Origin of the sequence: Burkholderia sp. Ax-1719 (assembly GCF_011753055.1) — a bacterium.
In the GTDB taxonomy this organism is placed as follows: Bacteria; Pseudomonadota; Gammaproteobacteria; order Burkholderiales; family Burkholderiaceae; genus Paraburkholderia.
In genome coordinates, this window is record NZ_VWWJ01000002.1 from 24,168 (window position 1) to 41,576 (window position 17,409).

At 65.5% G+C, this 17,409-nt stretch carries 18 protein-coding genes; 5 read left to right on the forward strand and 13 right to left on the reverse strand.

The window, feature by feature from the left end:
* Positions 1-94 precede the first annotated feature (94 nt).
* Both vapB and F3J17_RS05160 read left to right on the forward strand, forming a co-directional pair.
* On the forward strand, positions 95-331 hold the full coding sequence (gene vapB / locus F3J17_RS05155; protein WP_167055491.1) for a type II toxin-antitoxin system VapB family antitoxin: 237 nt from the start codon (positions 95-97) through the stop codon (positions 329-331).
* Complete coding sequence (locus F3J17_RS05160) at positions 331-732, forward strand: type II toxin-antitoxin system VapC family toxin (protein ID WP_167054578.1); 402 nt, start codon at positions 331-333, stop codon at positions 730-732. Before vapB ends, F3J17_RS05160 begins: the two co-directional genes overlap by 1 nt.
* Here F3J17_RS05160 and F3J17_RS05165 read toward each other — a convergent pair.
* The 13 genes from F3J17_RS05165 to F3J17_RS05225 all read right to left on the reverse strand — a co-directional run bounded on the left by F3J17_RS05165 (position 729) and on the right by F3J17_RS05225 (position 13,493).
* Positions 729-1,856 (reverse strand): CmpA/NrtA family ABC transporter substrate-binding protein, encoded by a 1,128-nt coding sequence (locus tag F3J17_RS05165; RefSeq protein ID WP_167054580.1) that lies wholly within the window; start codon positions 1,854-1,856, stop codon positions 729-731. The genes F3J17_RS05160 and F3J17_RS05165 overlap by 4 nt on opposite strands.
* A gap of 33 nt (positions 1,857-1,889) precedes the next feature.
* Positions 1,890-2,465: an ANTAR domain-containing protein gene (locus F3J17_RS05170; RefSeq protein ID WP_167054582.1), complete on the reverse strand. Its 576-nt coding sequence runs from the start codon at positions 2,463-2,465 to the stop codon at positions 1,890-1,892.
* Positions 2,466-2,895: 430 nt separating this feature from the next.
* Complete coding sequence (locus tag F3J17_RS05175; RefSeq protein WP_167054584.1) at positions 2,896-4,689, reverse strand: chloride channel protein; 1,794 nt, start codon at positions 4,687-4,689, stop codon at positions 2,896-2,898.
* 5 nt (positions 4,690-4,694) lie between these two features.
* Positions 4,695-5,108: a helix-turn-helix domain-containing protein gene (locus F3J17_RS05180; protein ID WP_167054586.1), complete on the reverse strand. Its 414-nt coding sequence runs from the start codon at positions 5,106-5,108 to the stop codon at positions 4,695-4,697.
* Positions 5,109-5,201: 93 nt separating this feature from the next.
* A complete protein-coding gene (locus tag F3J17_RS05185; protein ID WP_167054588.1) occupies positions 5,202-6,305 on the reverse strand; it encodes an HPP family protein in 1,104 nt (367 codons plus the stop codon).
* A 226-nt stretch (positions 6,306-6,531) separates the two neighbouring features.
* The gene (locus F3J17_RS05190) at positions 6,532-7,197 is read right to left on the reverse strand and encodes a hypothetical protein (RefSeq protein ID WP_167054590.1); all 666 of its coding nucleotides are present in this window, start codon (positions 7,195-7,197) and stop codon (positions 6,532-6,534) included.
* Positions 7,198-7,277: 80 nt separating this feature from the next.
* Positions 7,278-7,739 carry a GNAT family N-acetyltransferase gene (locus F3J17_RS05195; RefSeq protein ID WP_167055496.1) on the reverse strand — a complete coding sequence of 154 codons (462 nt, stop codon included), beginning with the start codon at positions 7,737-7,739 and terminating at the stop codon, positions 7,278-7,280.
* Positions 7,740-7,762: 23 nt separating this feature from the next.
* Entirely contained in the window at positions 7,763-9,283 is a 1,521-nt protein-coding gene (locus F3J17_RS05200) for a response regulator (protein ID WP_205194650.1), read from the reverse strand.
* Positions 9,280-10,710 carry an ATP-binding protein gene (locus F3J17_RS05205; RefSeq protein ID WP_167054592.1) on the reverse strand — a complete coding sequence of 477 codons (1,431 nt, stop codon included), beginning with the start codon at positions 10,708-10,710 and terminating at the stop codon, positions 9,280-9,282. The genes F3J17_RS05200 and F3J17_RS05205 overlap by 4 nt, the downstream gene beginning before the upstream one ends.
* Complete coding sequence (locus tag F3J17_RS05210) at positions 10,679-11,833, reverse strand: ATP-binding protein (RefSeq protein ID WP_167054594.1); 1,155 nt, start codon at positions 11,831-11,833, stop codon at positions 10,679-10,681. Before F3J17_RS05210 ends, F3J17_RS05205 begins: the two co-directional genes overlap by 32 nt.
* Complete coding sequence (locus F3J17_RS05215; RefSeq protein WP_167054596.1) at positions 11,818-12,243, reverse strand: anti-sigma regulatory factor; 426 nt, start codon at positions 12,241-12,243, stop codon at positions 11,818-11,820. Before F3J17_RS05215 ends, F3J17_RS05210 begins: the two co-directional genes overlap by 16 nt.
* Positions 12,244-12,258: 15 nt before the next feature.
* On the reverse strand, positions 12,259-12,615 hold the full coding sequence (locus F3J17_RS05220) for an STAS domain-containing protein (protein ID WP_167054598.1): 357 nt from the start codon (positions 12,613-12,615) through the stop codon (positions 12,259-12,261).
* A 14-nt stretch (positions 12,616-12,629) separates the two neighbouring features.
* The gene (locus tag F3J17_RS05225; RefSeq protein WP_167054600.1) at positions 12,630-13,493 is read right to left on the reverse strand and encodes an STAS domain-containing protein; all 864 of its coding nucleotides are present in this window, start codon (positions 13,491-13,493) and stop codon (positions 12,630-12,632) included.
* 401 nt (positions 13,494-13,894) lie between these two features.
* On the opposite strand from F3J17_RS05225, the gene F3J17_RS05230 reads away from it, so the two are divergent.
* From F3J17_RS05230 to F3J17_RS05240, 3 genes are all read left to right on the forward strand, one after another.
* Positions 13,895-14,143 (forward strand): hypothetical protein, encoded by a 249-nt coding sequence (locus tag F3J17_RS05230; protein ID WP_167054602.1) that lies wholly within the window; start codon positions 13,895-13,897, stop codon positions 14,141-14,143.
* A gap of 307 nt (positions 14,144-14,450) precedes the next feature.
* A complete protein-coding gene (locus F3J17_RS05235; RefSeq protein WP_167054604.1) occupies positions 14,451-15,098 on the forward strand; it encodes an ABC transporter substrate-binding protein in 648 nt (215 codons plus the stop codon).
* A 290-nt stretch (positions 15,099-15,388) separates the two neighbouring features.
* Complete coding sequence (locus F3J17_RS05240) at positions 15,389-17,320, forward strand: AI-2E family transporter (protein WP_167054606.1); 1,932 nt, start codon at positions 15,389-15,391, stop codon at positions 17,318-17,320.
* The last annotated feature ends 89 nt before the right edge of the window (positions 17,321-17,409 follow it).

The following is a 17,409-nucleotide window of genomic DNA, read 5'->3' on the forward strand; positions in this document are numbered from 1 at the left end:
GTCCCTGCATCAGAGCAATGTACACACGCGGATTTACATCATGCAAACAATTGCCTATAGTGGATTCACCATACATCCTGTATTGGATCCGGAAATGCACACAACGCGCGTCTTCAAGAACGGCAATTCCCAGGCTGTCAGAATTCCTGCCGAGCTGGCGTACGATCGCAGCGACATTGAAGTCGAGATCGAGCGTATCGGTGACGAAATTCGCATTCGGCCGGCTCGCAGGTCCCTGGGCGGCGTGCTCAAGAAGTTCGCGAAATTTGGGCCCGATTTCATGGCTCAAGGGCGCGGGGAACAAGACCAGGCCGATCGCGAGGAACTGTAATGCCGCATTTCATGCTCGACACCAACATGTGCATCTACCTGATGAAGAAGCAGCCCGAGCAAGTGGCAAGACGCTTCGCGCAATGCTATGTAGGCGACGTCGTGATGTCGGCGATTACCTTTGCGGAACTGGAATACGGCGTTGCGATGTCCGCCAACCGCGCCCGGGAGAAGCGCAACCTGTCAGCCTTGATCGAAGGCATCCCCGTTGCGCCTTTCGACTCAGCCGCTGCAGTGGCCTATGGGCCGATCCGGGAAGCCACGCGCGAGCGCAAAAAGGACCATCTGGACAAACTGATCGCTGCGCATTCGGTCGCGCTCGACACCGTGCTGGTGACTAACAATGAGCGCGACTTCGAACAGTATCCCGGCGTGAAGCTAGCCAACTGGCTCAACGACTAGCGGCAACCGATCTCAAACCCCTCCACATACGCCGCCGCGTTCTCCCCATCCCACACTCGCCCATCGATAAAACGCGGCAGACGGGCGGCAGCCGACACTCCCACCCCGATCGCCGCCGCCGCCTCCCGATACAGCGCTGTCTGATTCAGCGCCGCAGCAATCTCCCGATAATCATCGCGCCGCGCCATCATCCCCCAGCGCTCGAACTGGGTTAGAAACCAGATTCCTTCGGACTCCAGCGGATAATTCACTGCGCCGTTCTCGAAGAACTTCATATCGGGCGCGCCAGATCCTTCACCGGCTTCCAGCATCGAGGCGATCAAATCCGCATCCGCGCCCAGCATCTCCGGCCGCGCGAGCCACTGCGCGATTTCTGTGCGATGACCCGCGCCATCCAGCCATCGGCACGCTTCCAGCATCGTTTGCACCAGCGCACGCGCCGTATTCGGATAACGCCCGACGAAATCGCGCCTGCAAGCCAGCACTTTCTCGGGATGATCCGGCCAGATCTCGCCGCTGCGGATCACCGTGCGTCCCATGCCGCGTCGCTGCGCGAGCGCGGGCCACGGCTCGCCGACGCAGAGACCGTCGAGCCGCTCCTCGGCGAGTGCCGCCACCATCTGCGGCGGCGGAATGACCACGCTTTCGATGTCGCGCAGCGGATGCACGCCTTGCGCGGCGAGCCAGTAATACAGCCACATTGCGTGCGTGCCCGTTGGGAACGTCTGCGCGAACACAGGCGTGCGCCCGAGCGTCGCGAGCGCGCGCGGCAGGGTGCCGTGCTCTTCAAACGCATCCGCGAGCCGGTTCGACAGTGAGATCGCCTGGCCGTTGCGGTTGAGCACCATCAGCACCGCCATATCCGTTTGCGGACCGCCGATGCCAAGCTGCACGCCGTACACCAGGCCGTATAGCGAATGCGCGGCGTCCAGTTCGCCCGCGAGCAGTTTGTCGCGCAACGCAGCCCACGACGGCTGGCGCGACAGTTCGAGCGTGAGCCCGTGCGCGTGGCCGAACTCCAGCAGTTTCGCCGCGACAACAGGCGCAGCGTCGGCGAGCGGCACGAAGCCGATCTTCAGATGGGTCTTTTCGAGTGGCGCGGCCGGGCGCGTGGATTCGTTCATGACAGTCAACGCTTCAATTCTGGAGAATCCTCGTCAATTTCCCGACTCCGCCGCCGCGACGATCTGGCGGGCGGCCTCGGCGAGCTTGACGCTCTGGTTCATCGCGCGCTTGCGCAGCATGGCGTAGGCGGCGGGCTCGGTCATCTTCTGCTGTTCCATCAGGACGCGTTTGGCGCGGTCGATCAGCTTGCGCTCGGCGAGTTCGTTCTCGGCCTGCGTCAGGCGTTCGCGCAACTGCGCTTCCTGCGCAAAGCGTGCGAGCGCGACTTCGAGGATGGGCGCGATCCGCTCGCCCGCCAGGCCTTCGACGAGATACGCCGTCACGCCGGCATTGACGGCCGAGCGGATCAACTGCTGATTGGCGTCGTTGCTGAACATCAGCACGGGGCGCGGCGCAGTGGCGTTCATCACGGCGAGCTGTTCGAGCGTGTCGCGCGAAGGCGATTCGGTGTCGATGATGATGACGTCGGGCCGTTCGCGCTCTACGACGCGATGGAGCGCCTGCGGCGTGGCGGGCTCGGCGAGCATGTCGTAGCCGAGCCGCGCGAGCGCGTCGCGCAGATCGCCGATGGGCTTGTCGGTGTCGGTTACGAGCAGGACGCGCAGCATGGTGTTTCGTGTGTCGATGGCATTTGAGGCCGCCCGTGGTGCAGCGCGCCTCGCGTGTCGAACTGCATTGCCCGACTGAACTGGATTTCAGCGCGTGGGGAGCGCCGTATTGGATGCGCCGCGTCTTTGCGGCGCACGGCACCTTTCAGCAAGGTGCGTGCCAGTTTGTGCGGTGCACGAGATGAGGGCGAAGGAGGCGTGGTTGCGGCGCAGCGCAGGCTATCGTGAGCGATGTGGTGCACCGCAGCAGTGCGCGTGAGAAGGGTTGGCACTCATTTGGCGCGATCCTGGTATCCGTTATTGCAACTAACCGCCAAGTCCGCGTCGTTCCCTCAAGCAGAGAAGCGGAACGGTTTGAATCGAACTGTGTGCTGTCTGAAGACCGGCAAGATCCGACGCACCCGCCGGGCCTTGCCGATTACACGCGCGCTCAACCCACCCGGCGCACCGGCGGATAGCGTCGCTTGCCGTTGCCCATACCAATGCGACGGAAGCGTTCGCGCTTGGTCTCTTCCTCGAAGTGCGCGAGCGACAGCTTCACCAGATCGCTGCGCGAGACGATGCCCACGAGTTGCATCGTTTCGCGCGTGCTCACTACGGGGAGCCGTTCGAGCCCATGCACGGCGAGACGCGCGGCGATCTGCCGGCAAGTCTCTTCGGGCAAGGCCACATCGGCGGCGCGTCCCGCAAACAGTGCGCCAATCGGCTGATCGAGCGCATCCTCCTCGCGCACGGTTTCTAGCATCGCGCGATCCGCTACACCCAGCACCCGCTCATCGCTCACCACCGGCCATGCGCGGCGCTGCTGCGTCGCGCCGAAGTAACGCGTCAGCGCCTCGCGCACGCTCACGCCCGCGTCGATCGTATCGACGTGACGCGTCATCACTTCATCGACGTAATGGCGCTCAAGCGGATCGACGCCATATTCGCGATAGATGTGGTAACCGCGCCGCGCGATCTTCTCGGTCATGATCGAGCGCTTCATCACGACCGTGGCGAAGCCGTGCGCGACAAGCGTGGCCGCGAGCAGCGGCAGCAGCGCGTTGGCGTCGTGCGTGAGCCCGAACGCGAAAACGATGGCCGTGAGCGGCGCGCCCAGTGTTGCGCCGAGCGTCGCGGCCATGCACACGAGCGGCCACAGCGCGGGATCGCTGCCGGGCAGCACATGGCTGAGCACACTGCCCAGGCCCGCGCCCAGCATCAGCAACGGCGCGAGTACGCCACCCGAGGTGCCCGAACCCAGCGCGATCACCCAGATCACGGCCTTCACCGCCAGAATCGCGACAGCGGCTTGCAGCAGGATGTTCTGATGCAGCAGATCGCCGATCACGTCGTAGCCCACGCCCAGCGCGCGCGGCTCGATAAAGCCGCCGATACCCACCGCAAGACCGCCGATGGCCGGCCACCACGACCAGTGCAGCGGCAGACGTTTGAACAGGTCCTCGACCTTGTAGAGCGAGGCCGATAGCCCCGACGCCAACATGCCCGAAAGCAGCCCCGCGATCACGCACGAGCCCAGCGCCAGCGCGTGTGGCGGCGGCGTCTGCATTGCGAAAAGCGGTTCGGTGCCGAACACCAGCGCGCGCGCGAATCCCGCCACCGCGCACGCAAGTGCGACCGGCAGGAAGCTGCGCGGCCGCCATTCGAACAGCAGCAGTTCGACCGCGAGCAGCACGGCGGCTACCGGCGTGCCGAACACGGCGGTCATGCCTGCCGCAGCGCCCGCTACGAGCAATGTTTTGCGCTCGGCGGCGGTGAGACGCACGCATTGCGCGAGCAGCGAGCCGAGCGCGCCGCCCGTCATGATGATCGGGCCTTCCGCGCCGAACGGTCCACCGCTGCCGATCACGATGCCCGACGACAACGGCTTGAGCACGGCCACTTTCGGCGACATCCGGCTCTTGCCGAACAGGATCGCCTCGATGGCTTCGGGAATGCCGTGGCCGCGAATCTTTTCCGACCCAAAGCGAGCCATCATGCCGACGATCAACCCACCGACCACCGGCACGACGATCACCCACGCGCCCAGCGTATTGAGCGCGGGCGAATGATCGGCGAACGAGAAGCGGCCATAGAAAAACAGGTTCGTGAACCAGTGGATCAGGTTCAGGAGCACGAACGCGGCCAGCGTGGCCAGCACGCCGATCACGGCGGCGAGGGCGCCGATGCCGGGCAGACGGGCGTTGGCCGAAAAGTCGCGCTTGTGGGAATCGTCGGAATGCATGGTGGTCAGAGGTCGATGTGCGGAATGGTGAATGCGCCTTCGAGCGAGCGCAGCTCCGCGCGGTGCAGTTCAGCGAGGCGCGCGAGCAGTTTTTCGCCAGCGGCGAGCAGATGGACTTCCACCTGGCGGCGGTCGCGCTCGCTCACGCGCCGCTCCACCAGTTCAAGCGCCTCGCAGCGCGAAACCAGCGCCACCACGCCGTGATGCTGCGCCTGCAGACGCTCGGCGAGTTCGCCGATGGTCGCCCACTCGCGCTCGGGATAGCCCTTCACATGCAGCAGCAACAGGTACTGCAGCGGCGTGATGCCTTCGTTCTGGGCCGCCTGCTCAGAGAAACGCTCGAACCGGCGCATCTGGTAGCGGAATTCGGACAGTTGCTCGAAATCGGCCTTTTTCAGGCCGCCTGGCGTTTGCTTCATGGGGGATCCGTGTCAGACGATTCGATCTGCGAATATATCACAACATGATATTTATCGACGCAATGACCCGTTTGGAACGGGGCATCGTATCTATCAGGCGCTTTGTTTTTGCAGCGGCTGGGTCTGCTGATAAAGCCCTGAAATCAGATCGGCTTGCGTGATGATGCCTGCGAGGCGGCGCTCGCCATCCACTACAGGCACGTGATGATGGCCGCGCCCCGCGAACAGCGCGAGCAGTTCGACGATGGGCGTAGCCGCGGAAAGCGTGCGCACATGCGTGGTCATGAGCGCGACAACCGGCGTGGCGTCGTTCGCTTCGGCGAGATCGGCGCGCGTGACGATGCCTTTCACGAGGCCTTGAGCGTCCACCACCGGCAGCGCTTTCACGTCGTGCTTGCGCAGCAGCGCGCGCGCTTCGTTGACGGTGGTGGCGGGCGTGATGCTGACCACATTGCGCGACATGACATCGGCGCAATTGAGCACGCCGAAGCTGCGCGCGTAGGCGCGGATTTCGGCTTCGCGCAGCAGTGCTTCGAGATCGTCGGTCGCCACGTCGATCAGTTCGTTTCGCTCGCGCAATGCGGCTTCGAGGTCGGCGCGCGTGAAGCTGCCCGCCGCTGCGGGCGCGGGCGGCTCGGCGGGCTTTGCCTGAGTGGCTTGCGCGGCGTGCGGATAACGATGGCCCGTGGCCTTGTGATAGACGAGCGCGCTGCCCAGCAGCATGCACGATTGCAGCAGCACCGGTTCCAGCACGAATTCGTAACCCAGCGCATGCACGGCGGGACCGCCCAGCACGGCGGTAAGCGCGACCGCGCCCGAGGGCGGGTGCACGCAGCGCAGGGTGAACATCGCGCAGATCGCCACACCGACGGCCACGGCGGCGGCGATCGCCGGGTCGTTGATGAACAGCGCGCAGGTCACGCCCACGACCGCCGACACCAGATTGCCGCCGATGATCGACCACGGTTGCGCCAGCGGACTGGCGGGCACGCCAAACAGCAGCACCGCCGATGCGCCCATCGGCGCGATCAGCCAGGGAATCGTGGAGGCATTGCCAAGGAGCCAATGCGAAAGCGCGCCCGTCAGAGCGATGCCCAGCAGGGCGCCAGCGCCCGAGCGCAGCCGTTCGCGCCAGCGCAGGGTGACGGGCGAAGGCGCGAAGCCTGCGAGCCAGCGGGATAAGGTAAGCAGCGACACAGTGAAAATAGCGACAAAAGAAGCAGAGCCGGGTTCGGCTCGAATGGGGTAAATTATATCGCAACGTGATATAAAAATGGTGCGCTGCGCCCGATGTTGGACAGCAGGGGGTTTGGCCGATCGCCGTGCGGATCGGAAGCAATCAGGATGACGAAGGGCTGCAATGCAAAAAACCGCCGGTGCGCAACACACACCGGCGGTTTTTTATTGGCGGCGCGTCGCGCGCTTACACCGTATGGCGCGGCACGCCTGCCATCGGATGGGCATCGCCGGGATGGGCGTTCGGCAAGCGTCGGCCATGGTCGGCTGCGTTGCGCGTGGGTGCCGGTACATGATGCTGTGCCTGGCGCGGTTCGGGATGCGGCTGCGGGCGCGCACCGGGACGCGGCATCGGATGCGGCATGCCACCCGGGCGCGCGACCATTTCCACATGCACGCGCGCGTGCGGCGCGGCGGCGCGCATCGGCGGCGGCGCGACGTAGGCGTGCTGCATCGGCAAATGGCCGTCGTGATGCGCCATCACGTCACGCAATTCGGCGCGTCGATGGAACACTTCGGCGCGCAGATCGCCGCGGCCATAGTAATGGCGATGACGTTGCCCGTCCGGGCCCACGAACCAGATGTAGGTCATGCCGCCCATCACGACCACATCGCGATCGAGCGCCACGGAAACATAGGCGTCGTGCGGCTCGGGTATGTAAGCGGGTGCGGCCATGACGACGGGCGGCGGCGGTGCGGCCACGACGACCGGGCGCGCTGGCGCCGCCACGACTTGCGTGTGGGTCACGCAGCCCGAAAGCATCAGCGCGATAGAGAGAGGGACGACGGCCGCGAGGGCGGCGAAAGCGCCGGATTCTGGTCTGGTAATAGTGGCGCGCGTGTTCCCGTTCAAGCGTGGCTCCGTGAGAAGGTTGATTGCTCAACCGGTTAACGGCACAAATGAACGGGGGCTTGAGAGAAAAGCGCGCGGGTTTAGAGCGGTTTGGCCATTTCGCTGGTGCCGCTCCAACCGAGTTGCCGGTACAGATCGCGGCCCTGCTCGGTTGCATGCAGGATGGCATAGCGGATGCCGCGCCGCGCGAATTCATCATCGGCGAGTTGCATGAGCAGACGGGCGAGGCCGAGACGCCGCGCGTGCGGTTCGACAAAGACGTTGAGCACGTAGCCGCGCCGATCCTCCTCGGGGTGGGCGGGATGGGGCGGCCAGTCGATCTCCATCAGGCCGATGCTGGCAACGGGCGCATCGTTGGCATCAGCTTCGGTCAGGACGTAGCCGAAGTAGCGCCCATCGGCCAGGCGCGGCGCGAGCCAGACCCGGAAATGCTCCGTCATGATTGCGAGCGTGGCGGCGTCGCGGCCCGCTTCGCCGAACATCGCCTCGCGATGGCGGCAGACGAGTTCGAGATCGTCGATGCCGATGCCGCGCGCCTTCACGTTCATGCGCAATCCTTGTTTTATCAGCTCGCCTTGGTCCCTTCGATCTCGCGCAGGATTTCGTCGAACGGCGCGGGCTTGACGAGGTGCCGGTCGAAACCGGCCTCGGTGGTGGCCTGGCGGTCGCGTTCCTGACCGTAGCCGGTGAGCGCAATCAATTGCGTGCGCGCCGTGGCGGGCAGCGCCCGCATCGCCTTGGCAAGCGCATGACCATCCATGCCGGGCAGGCCGATATCCAGAATCGCCACATGCGGCACGAAGCTTTGCGCGATCTCCAGCGCGCTGGGGCCGTCGTGAGCCACGCGCACGTCGTGGCCTTCGAGTTCGAGCAGCATCAGCAGCGAAGTGGCCGAATCCACGTTGTCGTCGGCGATCAGCACGCGGCGTTTGCGTGAGGTTGTTTCGTTATCCATATTGTTCTTGTCTGTTGATGCGTTGTCGGTTTCCGGCGCGCGCACGATGGGCAGTCGCACGACGAATTCCGAGCCTTTACCGAGTCCTTCCGAATAGGCGCTCACCGAGCCGCCATGCAGTTCCGCGAGTTCCTGCACCAGCGCGAGACCGATGCCCAGGCCCCCATCCGCGCGCTTGACCGCGTCGCGCGACTGCATGAAGAGGTCGAACACATAGGGTAGCTCGTCGGCGGCGATGCCGATGCCATTGTCGCGCACGCCGATCGCCACTTCATCGCTGCCGGCTTCGAGACGCAGCGTCACCGTGCCGCCGATAGCCGTGTATTTTGCCGAATTTGACAGCAGATTGCTGATGATTTGTGCGACGCGAATACCGTCACCCATGACATGGCAAGGCCCGGGCGCCATCGTCAGGACGAGTTGCTGCTGTTTGGCGTCGAGTACCGGACGGCTCGTCTCCACGGCCACTTCGACGATGTGGCGCAAATCGAGCGTCGTCATCTGCAGGGCGATCTTGCCGTGCGAGATGCGCGAAACGTCGAGCAGATCGTCGACGAGGCGGCCCAGATGTTCGACCTGGCGGCTCGCGATCAGGCGCGCGTCGGCGCGCCCGGCATCGCTTGCGCCGTGGCGCGGGTCGAGCAGTTCGATGGCGTTGCGGATCGGCGCGAGCGGGTTGCGCAGCTCATGCGCAAGGGTGGCGAGAAAGTGATCCTTGCGGCGGTCGGCGTCGCGCAGGGCTTTTTCGGCGGCGTAGAGGCGCAGCAGCGCGCGCACGTTGGCCACCAGTTCGGCGGGATCGACCGGCTCGGTCAGATAGCTGTCCGCGCCGCCGTCGAGCGCGCGAATCTTGTCGCGCGCCTGCACGGCCGCCGCCGAGGTCTGCAGCACCAGCGTGGAGTTGGTCTGCGGATCCTCTTTGATAAGGCGGCACACCTCGATGCCGCTGATGTCGGGCAGCTTCACGTCGAGCAGCACGAGCGCGGGCGCCTGGTCGCGCACGGCGTCGAGCGCACCCTGGCCCGTGGCCGCTTCGATCACCGCGAAACCCGCATGGCGCAGCACGCGCGACTTCACGTAACGCGCGCCTTCGTTGTCGTCGACGTTCAGAATGAGGGTGGCGGAGCTCATGATGCGGCGGCTCCCGGACTGGCTTGCTCGCTGCTGGCCTCGCCGGCTTCGTCATCGTGCGCGGCGCGAGTATCGCTGGCGTGCCCGGCGAGCCGCACCGGCAGGTCGACGTAAAACGTCGAGCCCACGCCCAGTTCGCTTTCGACACCCACCTCGCCATCCAGCAGCGCGGCGAGCTTGCGGCACAGCGGCAGGCCCAGGCCCGTGCCCTTCGCGCGCTGTTGCAAACGGTTCTGCACCTGAGCGAACTCCTCGAAAATGATGGGGTGATGCTCGGGAGCAATGCCGATGCCCGTATCCGCGACGAAAAACACGATGCGCTCGCCTTGCGCCTCCAGCCGCGCCCCCACGCGAATCTGCCCGCGCTCGGTGTATTTGAGCGCGTTCGATACGAAGTTGCGCAGGATCTGCGTGAGCTTCGGTTCATCGGTATAGAGGCGCGGCAGGCCCGCCATTGAGGCGAATTCCAGCGAGACGTGCGGCGTGGCGAGCAGCGGCATGAGCATGGTGCGCAGCGCGGCGAACAGATCGGCGGGATCGAACCACGCGGGCGAGACCTCGGTTTTGCCGGCCTCGATCTTGGCCAGATCGAGCAGATCATCCACGGTTTCGCCCAGCGTTTCCGCCGAGGCGAGAATCAACTTCACCTGGCGCTCCTGCTCGATGCCCAGATCGCCGTCCAGCCGGTTGAGCAACAGATTGGCGAGCGCGCGGATCGACGACAGCGGCGTGCGCAATTCGTGGCTCATATTGGAGAGAAAGCGCGACTTCATCAGATCGGCGCGGCGCAGTTCTTCGGCGCGTTCGTCGAGTTCCGCGTAAAGCGCGACCACGCCGCGATTGGTTGCCTCCAGCTCCTGGGTCAGGCGCGCGAGCTCTTCCTGACGTTCGCGCAGTTCGTCGAGCGTGGCCACCAGTTCGCGGTTTTGCTGCTGCACTTCGGCGAGCGAATCGTTTTGCGGCGCGAGCGCGGCCACGCCGCTGACGATGCGCTCCAGGTCGCTGCCGCGCAGTGCGGCGCGCTCCTGCGGCAGATTGCGCGCCATCGCCACGGTGGTGCCCTGCGGCGTCGAGTCGATCTCGAAGCGGTCCATCAGGCGACGGCTGCCGACGATGCCCACGCCCATGCCGCCTGGCGATCTCCACGTACCGTCGAGCACGGCTTCGAGGTCGCGCAGGCCCTGGCCGCGGTCACGCACGACGATCTCGAAGGCCTGCGGTGAGCACGCCGCATCGAAGGCGAAGCTCACCTCGCCGCCGCCCGCGTATTCAAAGGCATTGCGGGCGATTTCCGACACCGCGCTGGCGATGCGCGTCTGATCGAGCGTCGAAAAGCCGAAGCCCGCCGCCAGATCGCGCGCGCGCCGCCGCGCCACGACGACGTCCTGGACGGTTTCAATGCGGATGCGCAGCAATGGCGTGTTCATGGGTCAACTGTACTCCCGGCTGCGCCTTGACGACGACGACGGTGGCGTCGTCGCGGCGGCGCGAGAAGTCGCGGTAAAGGACGGCGGCGATCACCACGGCGCTCTGGTGCGCGAGCCCTGGCCAGGCGTCCAGATCCCAGCGTGTGCCCACGCCATCCGAATGCAGGATCAGCACGCCGTTGTCGCGCCAGGCGAGTTCGAACTCCTGGGTGCCGCGCATCGTATGGCCGACGATGCCGTTGCGCGAGACGATCTGGTAGCTCGAACGCAAGTCGCTGGCGGTATCGGCTGCGCTGCTGCTGCTTCCGCGCGTCGCGCCATGTCCCGCCGCGCCGTGGTTCGGCTTGCCGGTGCCATAGGTCACCGCCGAAATATTGCCCGTGCCGCAAAAGCTCACCGTCGAGCGCACGAGGTCGAAGCGCGCGAGTGCAAGTGCCGCGCCGCGCGTGGGGCGCAACGCGGCGTGCGACAGCTCCATTAGCGCGCCAGGCGTCAGGCCCGCGCGCCTTCTGAGCACTTCGAGCGCGGCGGTTGCGGCGACATGCGCTTCCGCGCCGTGGCCAAGACCGTCGGCGACGGCGATCGTGAAACCGCTCTGATCTGACTGGGCCTGCCAGCCGTCGCCGCACACTTCCTCGCCGGGATAAGGCACGCACACACCGCCGATCTCAGGCGCAGACTGCGCCGGGCGCGGCGCGCCGGTTTGCTGCACCAGCACGCGCAGCACCGTGCCGTGCCCCGGTTGAGACCACAGCGCGACCTGATCGGAAAGCCGGTTGATCGCGCCGAGTCCCGTGCCAGGCGTGCCGGCCGTCGAATGCCCGTCGGACAGCGCGGCGCGCACATCGGCCATGCCAGGGCCGCGGTCGAGCGCGATCAGTTCCACACCGCGTTCGAGCGCGCGCACCAGCAACTCGCCGTGGCCCGCGTGCTTGAGGATGTTGGTGGCGGCTTCAGTGAGCACGATTGCGAGCCGTCCGGCATCGGTTGCGTTCAGACCGGCCAGTTGGGCGGCCTGCGCCGCGCCGCGGCGCGCGAATGCCACGCTGCTCGCGTCGCCGATCTCGAAGGAGCGATGCGTGCCGCCGGCCAGGCCGGAGGCGCCGTCTAGCGAACTTTCCATTTTGTGATAGTGACCGTGGTGCCGCTGCCCGGCGTGGAGTCGATCGTAAAGGCGTCGCACAGACGCCGCGAGCCGCCCAGCCCGAGCCCCAGCCCGTTGCCGCTCGTGAAGCCGTCCTGCAAGGCGCGCTCGATATCGGCAATGCCGGGCCCTTGATCGATAAAAGTCAGTTTCAGACCGACGCGCACCCCGTTGCTGAGCGCTTCGAGCCGCGCTTCACCGCCGCCGCCGTACTGAAGCGTGTTGCGCGCAAGCTCGCTGGCCGCCGTGACGAACTTGGTCTGCTCGATGAGTGAAAAGCCCAGCGCGATCGCCTGGTCGCGCACGGTCTGCCGCAGCCGGACGATTTCCTCGTCCGAGCGCAGGCTCACTTGCGCGAGCAGCCGGGCGGGAGCGGCGTTGTCGCTCATGAAGGTGAGCAAGCGCTACGCCCGGCGCTGCTTGAGCAGCGCCATGCCTTTTTCGACGTCGAGCGCGGTGCGCACGCCAGTGAGCGTGAGGCCCAACTCAACCAGGGTAATCGCCACGGACGGCTGCATGCCCACCACGACGGTCTGCGCATCGAGCACCATCGCCATGGCCGCGGTGTTCGAAATCATGCGGCCGATGAATGAATCGACCACATCAAGCGACGAAATGTCGATCAGCACGCCCTTGGCTGACTCCTTGACGATGCGCGCCGTGAGGTCGTCCTGCAGCGCGATCGCAAGCCGGTCGTGCATGTCCACCTGGATCGACACGATCAGGCAGTCGCCCAGACGCAGAATCGGAATGCGTTCCATCGCGGCTCCCGGGCTTAGGCCGTGGCCTTCGGCTTGACGATCGACGAGCCGGTGCGCTGCAACGCAATCACGAAGGCGTCGGCGAGCGTGGACTTGGTGGTGACGTTGGTGAGATCGACGCCCAGATGCACGATGGTCTGCGCGATCTGCGGACGGATGCCGCTGATGATGCAATCCGCGCCCATCAGGCGCGCGGCGGCCACGGTCTTGAGCAGATGCTGGGCGACCAGCGTGTCGACGGTCGGCACGCCGGTGATGTCGATGATCGCGAGGCCCGCGCCCGTATCGACGATCTTCTGCAGCAGGCTTTCCATTACCACCTGGGTGCGCGACGAATCGAGCGTGCCGATCAGCGGCAGCGCCAGAATGCCCTCCCACAGCTGCACGACCGGGGTGGACAGCTCCAGCAGTTCCTCCTGCTGGCGCGCGATGATCGCTTCGCGACTCTTCTGGAAGACCTCGGTGGTGTACAGGCCCAGCTCGTCGATCAACAGATTGATGGCCCAGCTCACCTCCGCGAGTTCGGCGGGATTCGTGAAGCTTTCGCGCAGGCGCGCGTAGAGCGGCTGCTTGAGCGAGAACACGAAAGTGGCCGTTTCCGCGGGGGTGAAACCCTGGCGCGCTCGGTGGGCCGACATATCGGCGAGAAGGGCGCGCACCGGTTCCCATTCGGAACGGCTGGCGTCGAGCGTTTCGCAGGTCGCGAGCGTGTCGAGGAGCAGCTTCAGGAAGGCCGAAAACTGCTCGCGGATTTCGGCCTCCATGGCGAGGCCGCGGCGCAGCGCGATCGGCAGATGCAGGCGGACCCAGTCGGCCAGCAGGGCGTCGCGATGCTGGTTCAGGACATCCGCGAGACGGGTCCGTTCGGGTGGATTCATGCGATCTCCTCTGCGCGGTGACGTTCTGGATTCTGCTCTGGAGCGATCTCGATTTTCGAGACGGAATCGCTGCACCTTACACCAATGTCGTGATTGAAGCTATTACCCACGCCGAAAAAGATCAGGAACGCGAGAGGCGCTTTGGTGATGCTTCCGGGCTCTGGTCGCTGCCGTGCAAGTCCTTGTTGGGAAGGGGTTTCACGCTTTTGCACGATGTGCTTGTAGTTTTTACAGGGTCAACGATCGGAACGTGGTGTCTGGGGTTTTCGGATTTGCGTGCGGGAGCACACTCTGTCAGGCAGGAAGCGCTCGCGCGTCGGAATTTTTCGTGGCTGGCGACGTTGGTACGGAGATTGCTCTAAGTAACCCGCCACACACAAAAACGAGGAGAGGGGTGCCAAATGAAGATCGATCCGGTTGCACAGGAATCGACGCCGGCGAGTTTCGCAGGGGCAGCCGCAGGGGTCACGTTAGCAACGCCGCAAGCGCTGGAAGACGAGGTCGCTGGGGAGGAGGGAGGCCTGCGGATACTGTCGAGGTTGTCGTACTGCGTGGCCTGGCTGTTTGGGCTGGAGGCTTTCTTTATGGAGCCCGAGGCCGCGGCCGGCGCGCAAGCAGTTCAAGGTTTTGAAGGGAGGAGGCGCGATTGAAGCGCCGGGACGGCTGGCGGGGCGTAATTTTGTTACACCTGCTGGCCGTCACCTGACTGAATGACTGGCGGTTCCCCGCTGCATTGGCCCGATTGTATGCCGGGTGCCTGTAACAAATTCCCGGCATGTGTAACGTAACGTAACAGCTATTCGAGGCTGTCGCGTGGCGTAACGCCGTGCGTCGTTTCCCCCTTTATCTTTCATCCGGCCTGAATGGAAAGATCTGGAAGGCGTTGAAATGCGCGCGGCGCGCGAATGCTTTATAAAAGGGGCGAACGTCAGCCTTGAAAACCGACCGAGCCCACGCATGAAGAACTTCCTGAATTCTCTGATTGTCGCCACGCTGCTTACCGCCACCACGGGTTTGCTTGCCCAGAGCGCCAGCGCCGCGCCGCAGCCCGTCGACCAGTCCGACCCGCAGGCCCTGATCAAGACCGCCACCCAGCAGGTGCTGGACGAAGTCCGCACCCAGTCGATCGCCCCCGACGACATTCCCCGCATTCGCGGCATCGTCGATCGCGACATCCTGCCGTATGTCGACTTCCACCGCACCACGCAACTTTCGATGGGCCGCCACTGGCGCACGGCCACGCCCGCGCAGCAGCAACAGGTCATGGAGCAGTTCCAGCTGCTGCTGATCCACCTCTATTCCGGCGCGCTCGCCCAGCTCAAGCCCGATCAGCAGATCGAATACTCGCCCATGCGCAACGCCCCGACCGATACGGACGTGGTCGTGCGCACCCTGGCGCAGACGAGCGGCAAGCCCGTCGAGATCGACTACCGGCTCTACAAGACGCCGCAGGGCTGGCGGCTCTATGACCTGAACGTGCTGGGCGCGTGGTTGATCCAGACCTACCGCGCGCAGTTCAACGAGAAGATCCAGGAAGGCGGCGTGGACGGCCTGATCCAGTTCCTGACCGCACGTAACCAGCAACTCGAAACAGGCAAACCCTGAAACGCAGCCGCCCAACCACTTTCTCTGACGGCGCGCATGCGATACGCTCGCGCCCGGCATGCCGCTTGCCCTCCACGGCTGACGCCTCGCTTCGTGACTGCATGACTTTGCGAGGCAGGCGGCAGCCGTCGAGCAGCGCCAGGCTGTGAATACCCGACCGATTTCGCCCGTTGCCGCGCATCGCGCGCAGCGCGCACTACTCTACAAGCAGGTGCGCCCCGATGCGCGAGCCCTATCTTCCCCACGAATCCGATGACCGCTCTGGTCGCGATGGCCGCGGCCGCGTTGCCATGAATTTTCCGCTCCCACCCGAGCGGCCCAACGCGGGCCAGGCCGGATCCGCGCAAGGCGCCGCCGACAGCCGCCGCAATCGCGTGTTCCCGCCGAGCACGCCGACGGTCCACACGCTCGCCTCGGTCATTACCGGCGTGGCGGTGGTGTGCGGCCTGTACTTTGGCAGCGCGGTGCTGATTCCGATCACGCTGTCGGTGCTGCTGAGCTTTCTGCTTGCGCCGCTCGTCAACGCGTTGCGCCGGTTGCGCCTGCCGCAGTTCCTGTCGATCCTGATCGCCGTGTTGATGACCGTACTCGCGCTGGCCGGCGTGAGCGCGTTGATCGCCGCGCAGGTCGTGCAGCTCGCCGCCGATCTGCCGCAATACCAGGAAGCCATCGAACAGAAGATCGAGACGGTGCAGGAAAAAACCGTCGGTCGCGCCGATTCGCTGATGACGCGCGCCGCCGCGGCCCTGCAGCGCGTGACGCCCACGCCGCCGCCCTCGCCGCCGCAGCCGCGCGGGCGCGCTGCGCGCAACCAGCCGCAGCAGCCGATGCCGGTGGAAGTCCACACGCCCGCGCCCACGCCGATGCAGCTCGCGCAGAAGGCCTTCGCGCCGGTGATCGCGCCGCTGGAGACCGGCTTTATCGTGCTGGTGGTGACGATCTTCATCCTGTTGCAGCGCGAGGACCTGCGCGACCGGCTCATCAGCGTGTTCGGCTCCGACGACCTGCACCGCACCACCACGGCCATCAACGACGCCTCCGAGCGTCTGTCGCGCTACTTCGTGGCCCAGCTGGGGGTGAACGTGTCAGTGGGCGCGGTGCTCGCGGTGGGGCTGGCGGGCATCGGCGTGCCGGGGGCGCTGCTGTTCGGCGCGGTGGCGGCGCTGCTGCGCTTCGTGCCGTACATCGGCATCTGGATTGCCGCCGTGATGGCCACGTTGCTGGCCGCCGCGATCCAGCCGCAATGGACCATGGCGGTGTGGACGCTGATCTTCTTTATCGTCGTCGATGTGGTGGCGGGCCAGTTCGCCGAGCCGATGCTCTATGGCCGCCGTTCGGGACTCTCGCCGCTCGCGGTGGTGGTGGCCGCGATCTTCTGGAGCTGGCTGTGGGGGCCGATCGGCCTCGTGCTGTCAACGCCGCTCACGCTGTGCATCGTCACGCTCGGCCGTTACGTGGATCGCTTGAACTTTTTGACCATCCTGCTGGGCGACCAGCCGGCGCTCACGCCCGCGCAAACCTGCTACCAACGCCTGCTTGCCGACGATCCGCATGAAGCGCTCTTGCAGGCCGACCGCCTGCTGGTCGATATGCCGCTGATCGACTACTACGAACAGGTGGTGTTCGAGGGCCTGCGCTTCGCGCGCAACGACGTGCTGCGCGGCGTGCTGCCCGCCGAGCAACTGGCGCGCATCAATCAGGCGCTGCTCGACATCGTCGAAGACCTCGAATCCGTGGACGATTCGCGCCACACGGCGCGCCGCAAAGGCGAGGACGTTGAGGTGCCAGTCGAAGTGCCGCACGACGGCCGCCTCGTGCTGTGCGTGCCGGGGCGCGGTGCGTTCGACGAGGTGGTGGCGGCCATCGTTTGCCAGTTGCTGCTGCGCGCGCGCATTCCCTGCACGGCGACCACTTACGACGACGTGCGCAACACCAAGGCGGGCATGGTGGATGCGCTGGACATCCACGCGATTTGCCTGGTGTCGCTCGACGCCTCGGAATCGCCGCCGTACCTTCGCAACCTGGTGCGGCGTGTGCGCGAACGCGCGCCGGACATGCCGATCGTCGTCGGCGTGCGCGCGCTGCGTCGCGACGAAGGCATAGGGATCGCGACCAACAACGACACCGCCACGCATCTTGCCGCCACGCTGCGCGATCTGGTCGAGGAGTGCGGCGCGGCGATGGTGCGTCAACCGGAGGCTGCGGCGCGACAACGCATGTGATGGCGGCGGCGTAGCGCTCGACGCGGTGAATGTGACAGTCACGTCGGTGTCACATTCAGGCCTGATGATATGCGCCCCTGTGCCCCTGG

Bases quoted from the DNA above. Each gene is read 5' to 3' on its own strand.
- vapB (WP_167055491.1), top strand. From the start codon at position 95: ATGCACACAACGCGCGTCTTCAAGAACGGCAATTCCCAGGCTGTCAGA.
- F3J17_RS05160 (WP_167054578.1), top strand. From the start codon at position 331: ATGCCGCATTTCATGCTCGACACCAACATGTGCATCTACCTGATGAAG.
- F3J17_RS05165 (WP_167054580.1), bottom strand. From the start codon at position 1,856: ATGAACGAATCCACGCGCCCGGCCGCGCCACTCGAAAAGACCCATCTG.
- F3J17_RS05170 (WP_167054582.1), bottom strand. From the start codon at position 2,465: ATGCTGCGCGTCCTGCTCGTAACCGACACCGACAAGCCCATCGGCGAT.
- F3J17_RS05175 (WP_167054584.1), bottom strand. From the start codon at position 4,689: ATGCATTCCGACGATTCCCACAAGCGCGACTTTTCGGCCAACGCCCGT.
- F3J17_RS05180 (WP_167054586.1), bottom strand. From the start codon at position 5,108: ATGAAGCAAACGCCAGGCGGCCTGAAAAAGGCCGATTTCGAGCAACTG.
- F3J17_RS05200 (WP_205194650.1), bottom strand. From the start codon at position 9,283: ATGAGCTCCGCCACCCTCATTCTGAACGTCGACGACAACGAAGGCGCG.
- F3J17_RS05205 (WP_167054592.1), bottom strand. From the start codon at position 10,710: ATGAACACGCCATTGCTGCGCATCCGCATTGAAACCGTCCAGGACGTC.
- F3J17_RS05210 (WP_167054594.1), bottom strand. From the start codon at position 11,833: ATGGAAAGTTCGCTAGACGGCGCCTCCGGCCTGGCCGGCGGCACGCAT.
- F3J17_RS05215 (WP_167054596.1), bottom strand. From the start codon at position 12,243: ATGAGCGACAACGCCGCTCCCGCCCGGCTGCTCGCGCAAGTGAGCCTG.
- F3J17_RS05220 (WP_167054598.1), bottom strand. From the start codon at position 12,615: ATGGAACGCATTCCGATTCTGCGTCTGGGCGACTGCCTGATCGTGTCG.
- F3J17_RS05225 (WP_167054600.1), bottom strand. From the start codon at position 13,493: ATGAATCCACCCGAACGGACCCGTCTCGCGGATGTCCTGAACCAGCAT.
- F3J17_RS05230 (WP_167054602.1), top strand. From the start codon at position 13,895: ATGAAGATCGATCCGGTTGCACAGGAATCGACGCCGGCGAGTTTCGCA.
- F3J17_RS05235 (WP_167054604.1), top strand. From the start codon at position 14,451: ATGAAGAACTTCCTGAATTCTCTGATTGTCGCCACGCTGCTTACCGCC.
- F3J17_RS05240 (WP_167054606.1), top strand. From the start codon at position 15,389: ATGAATTTTCCGCTCCCACCCGAGCGGCCCAACGCGGGCCAGGCCGGA.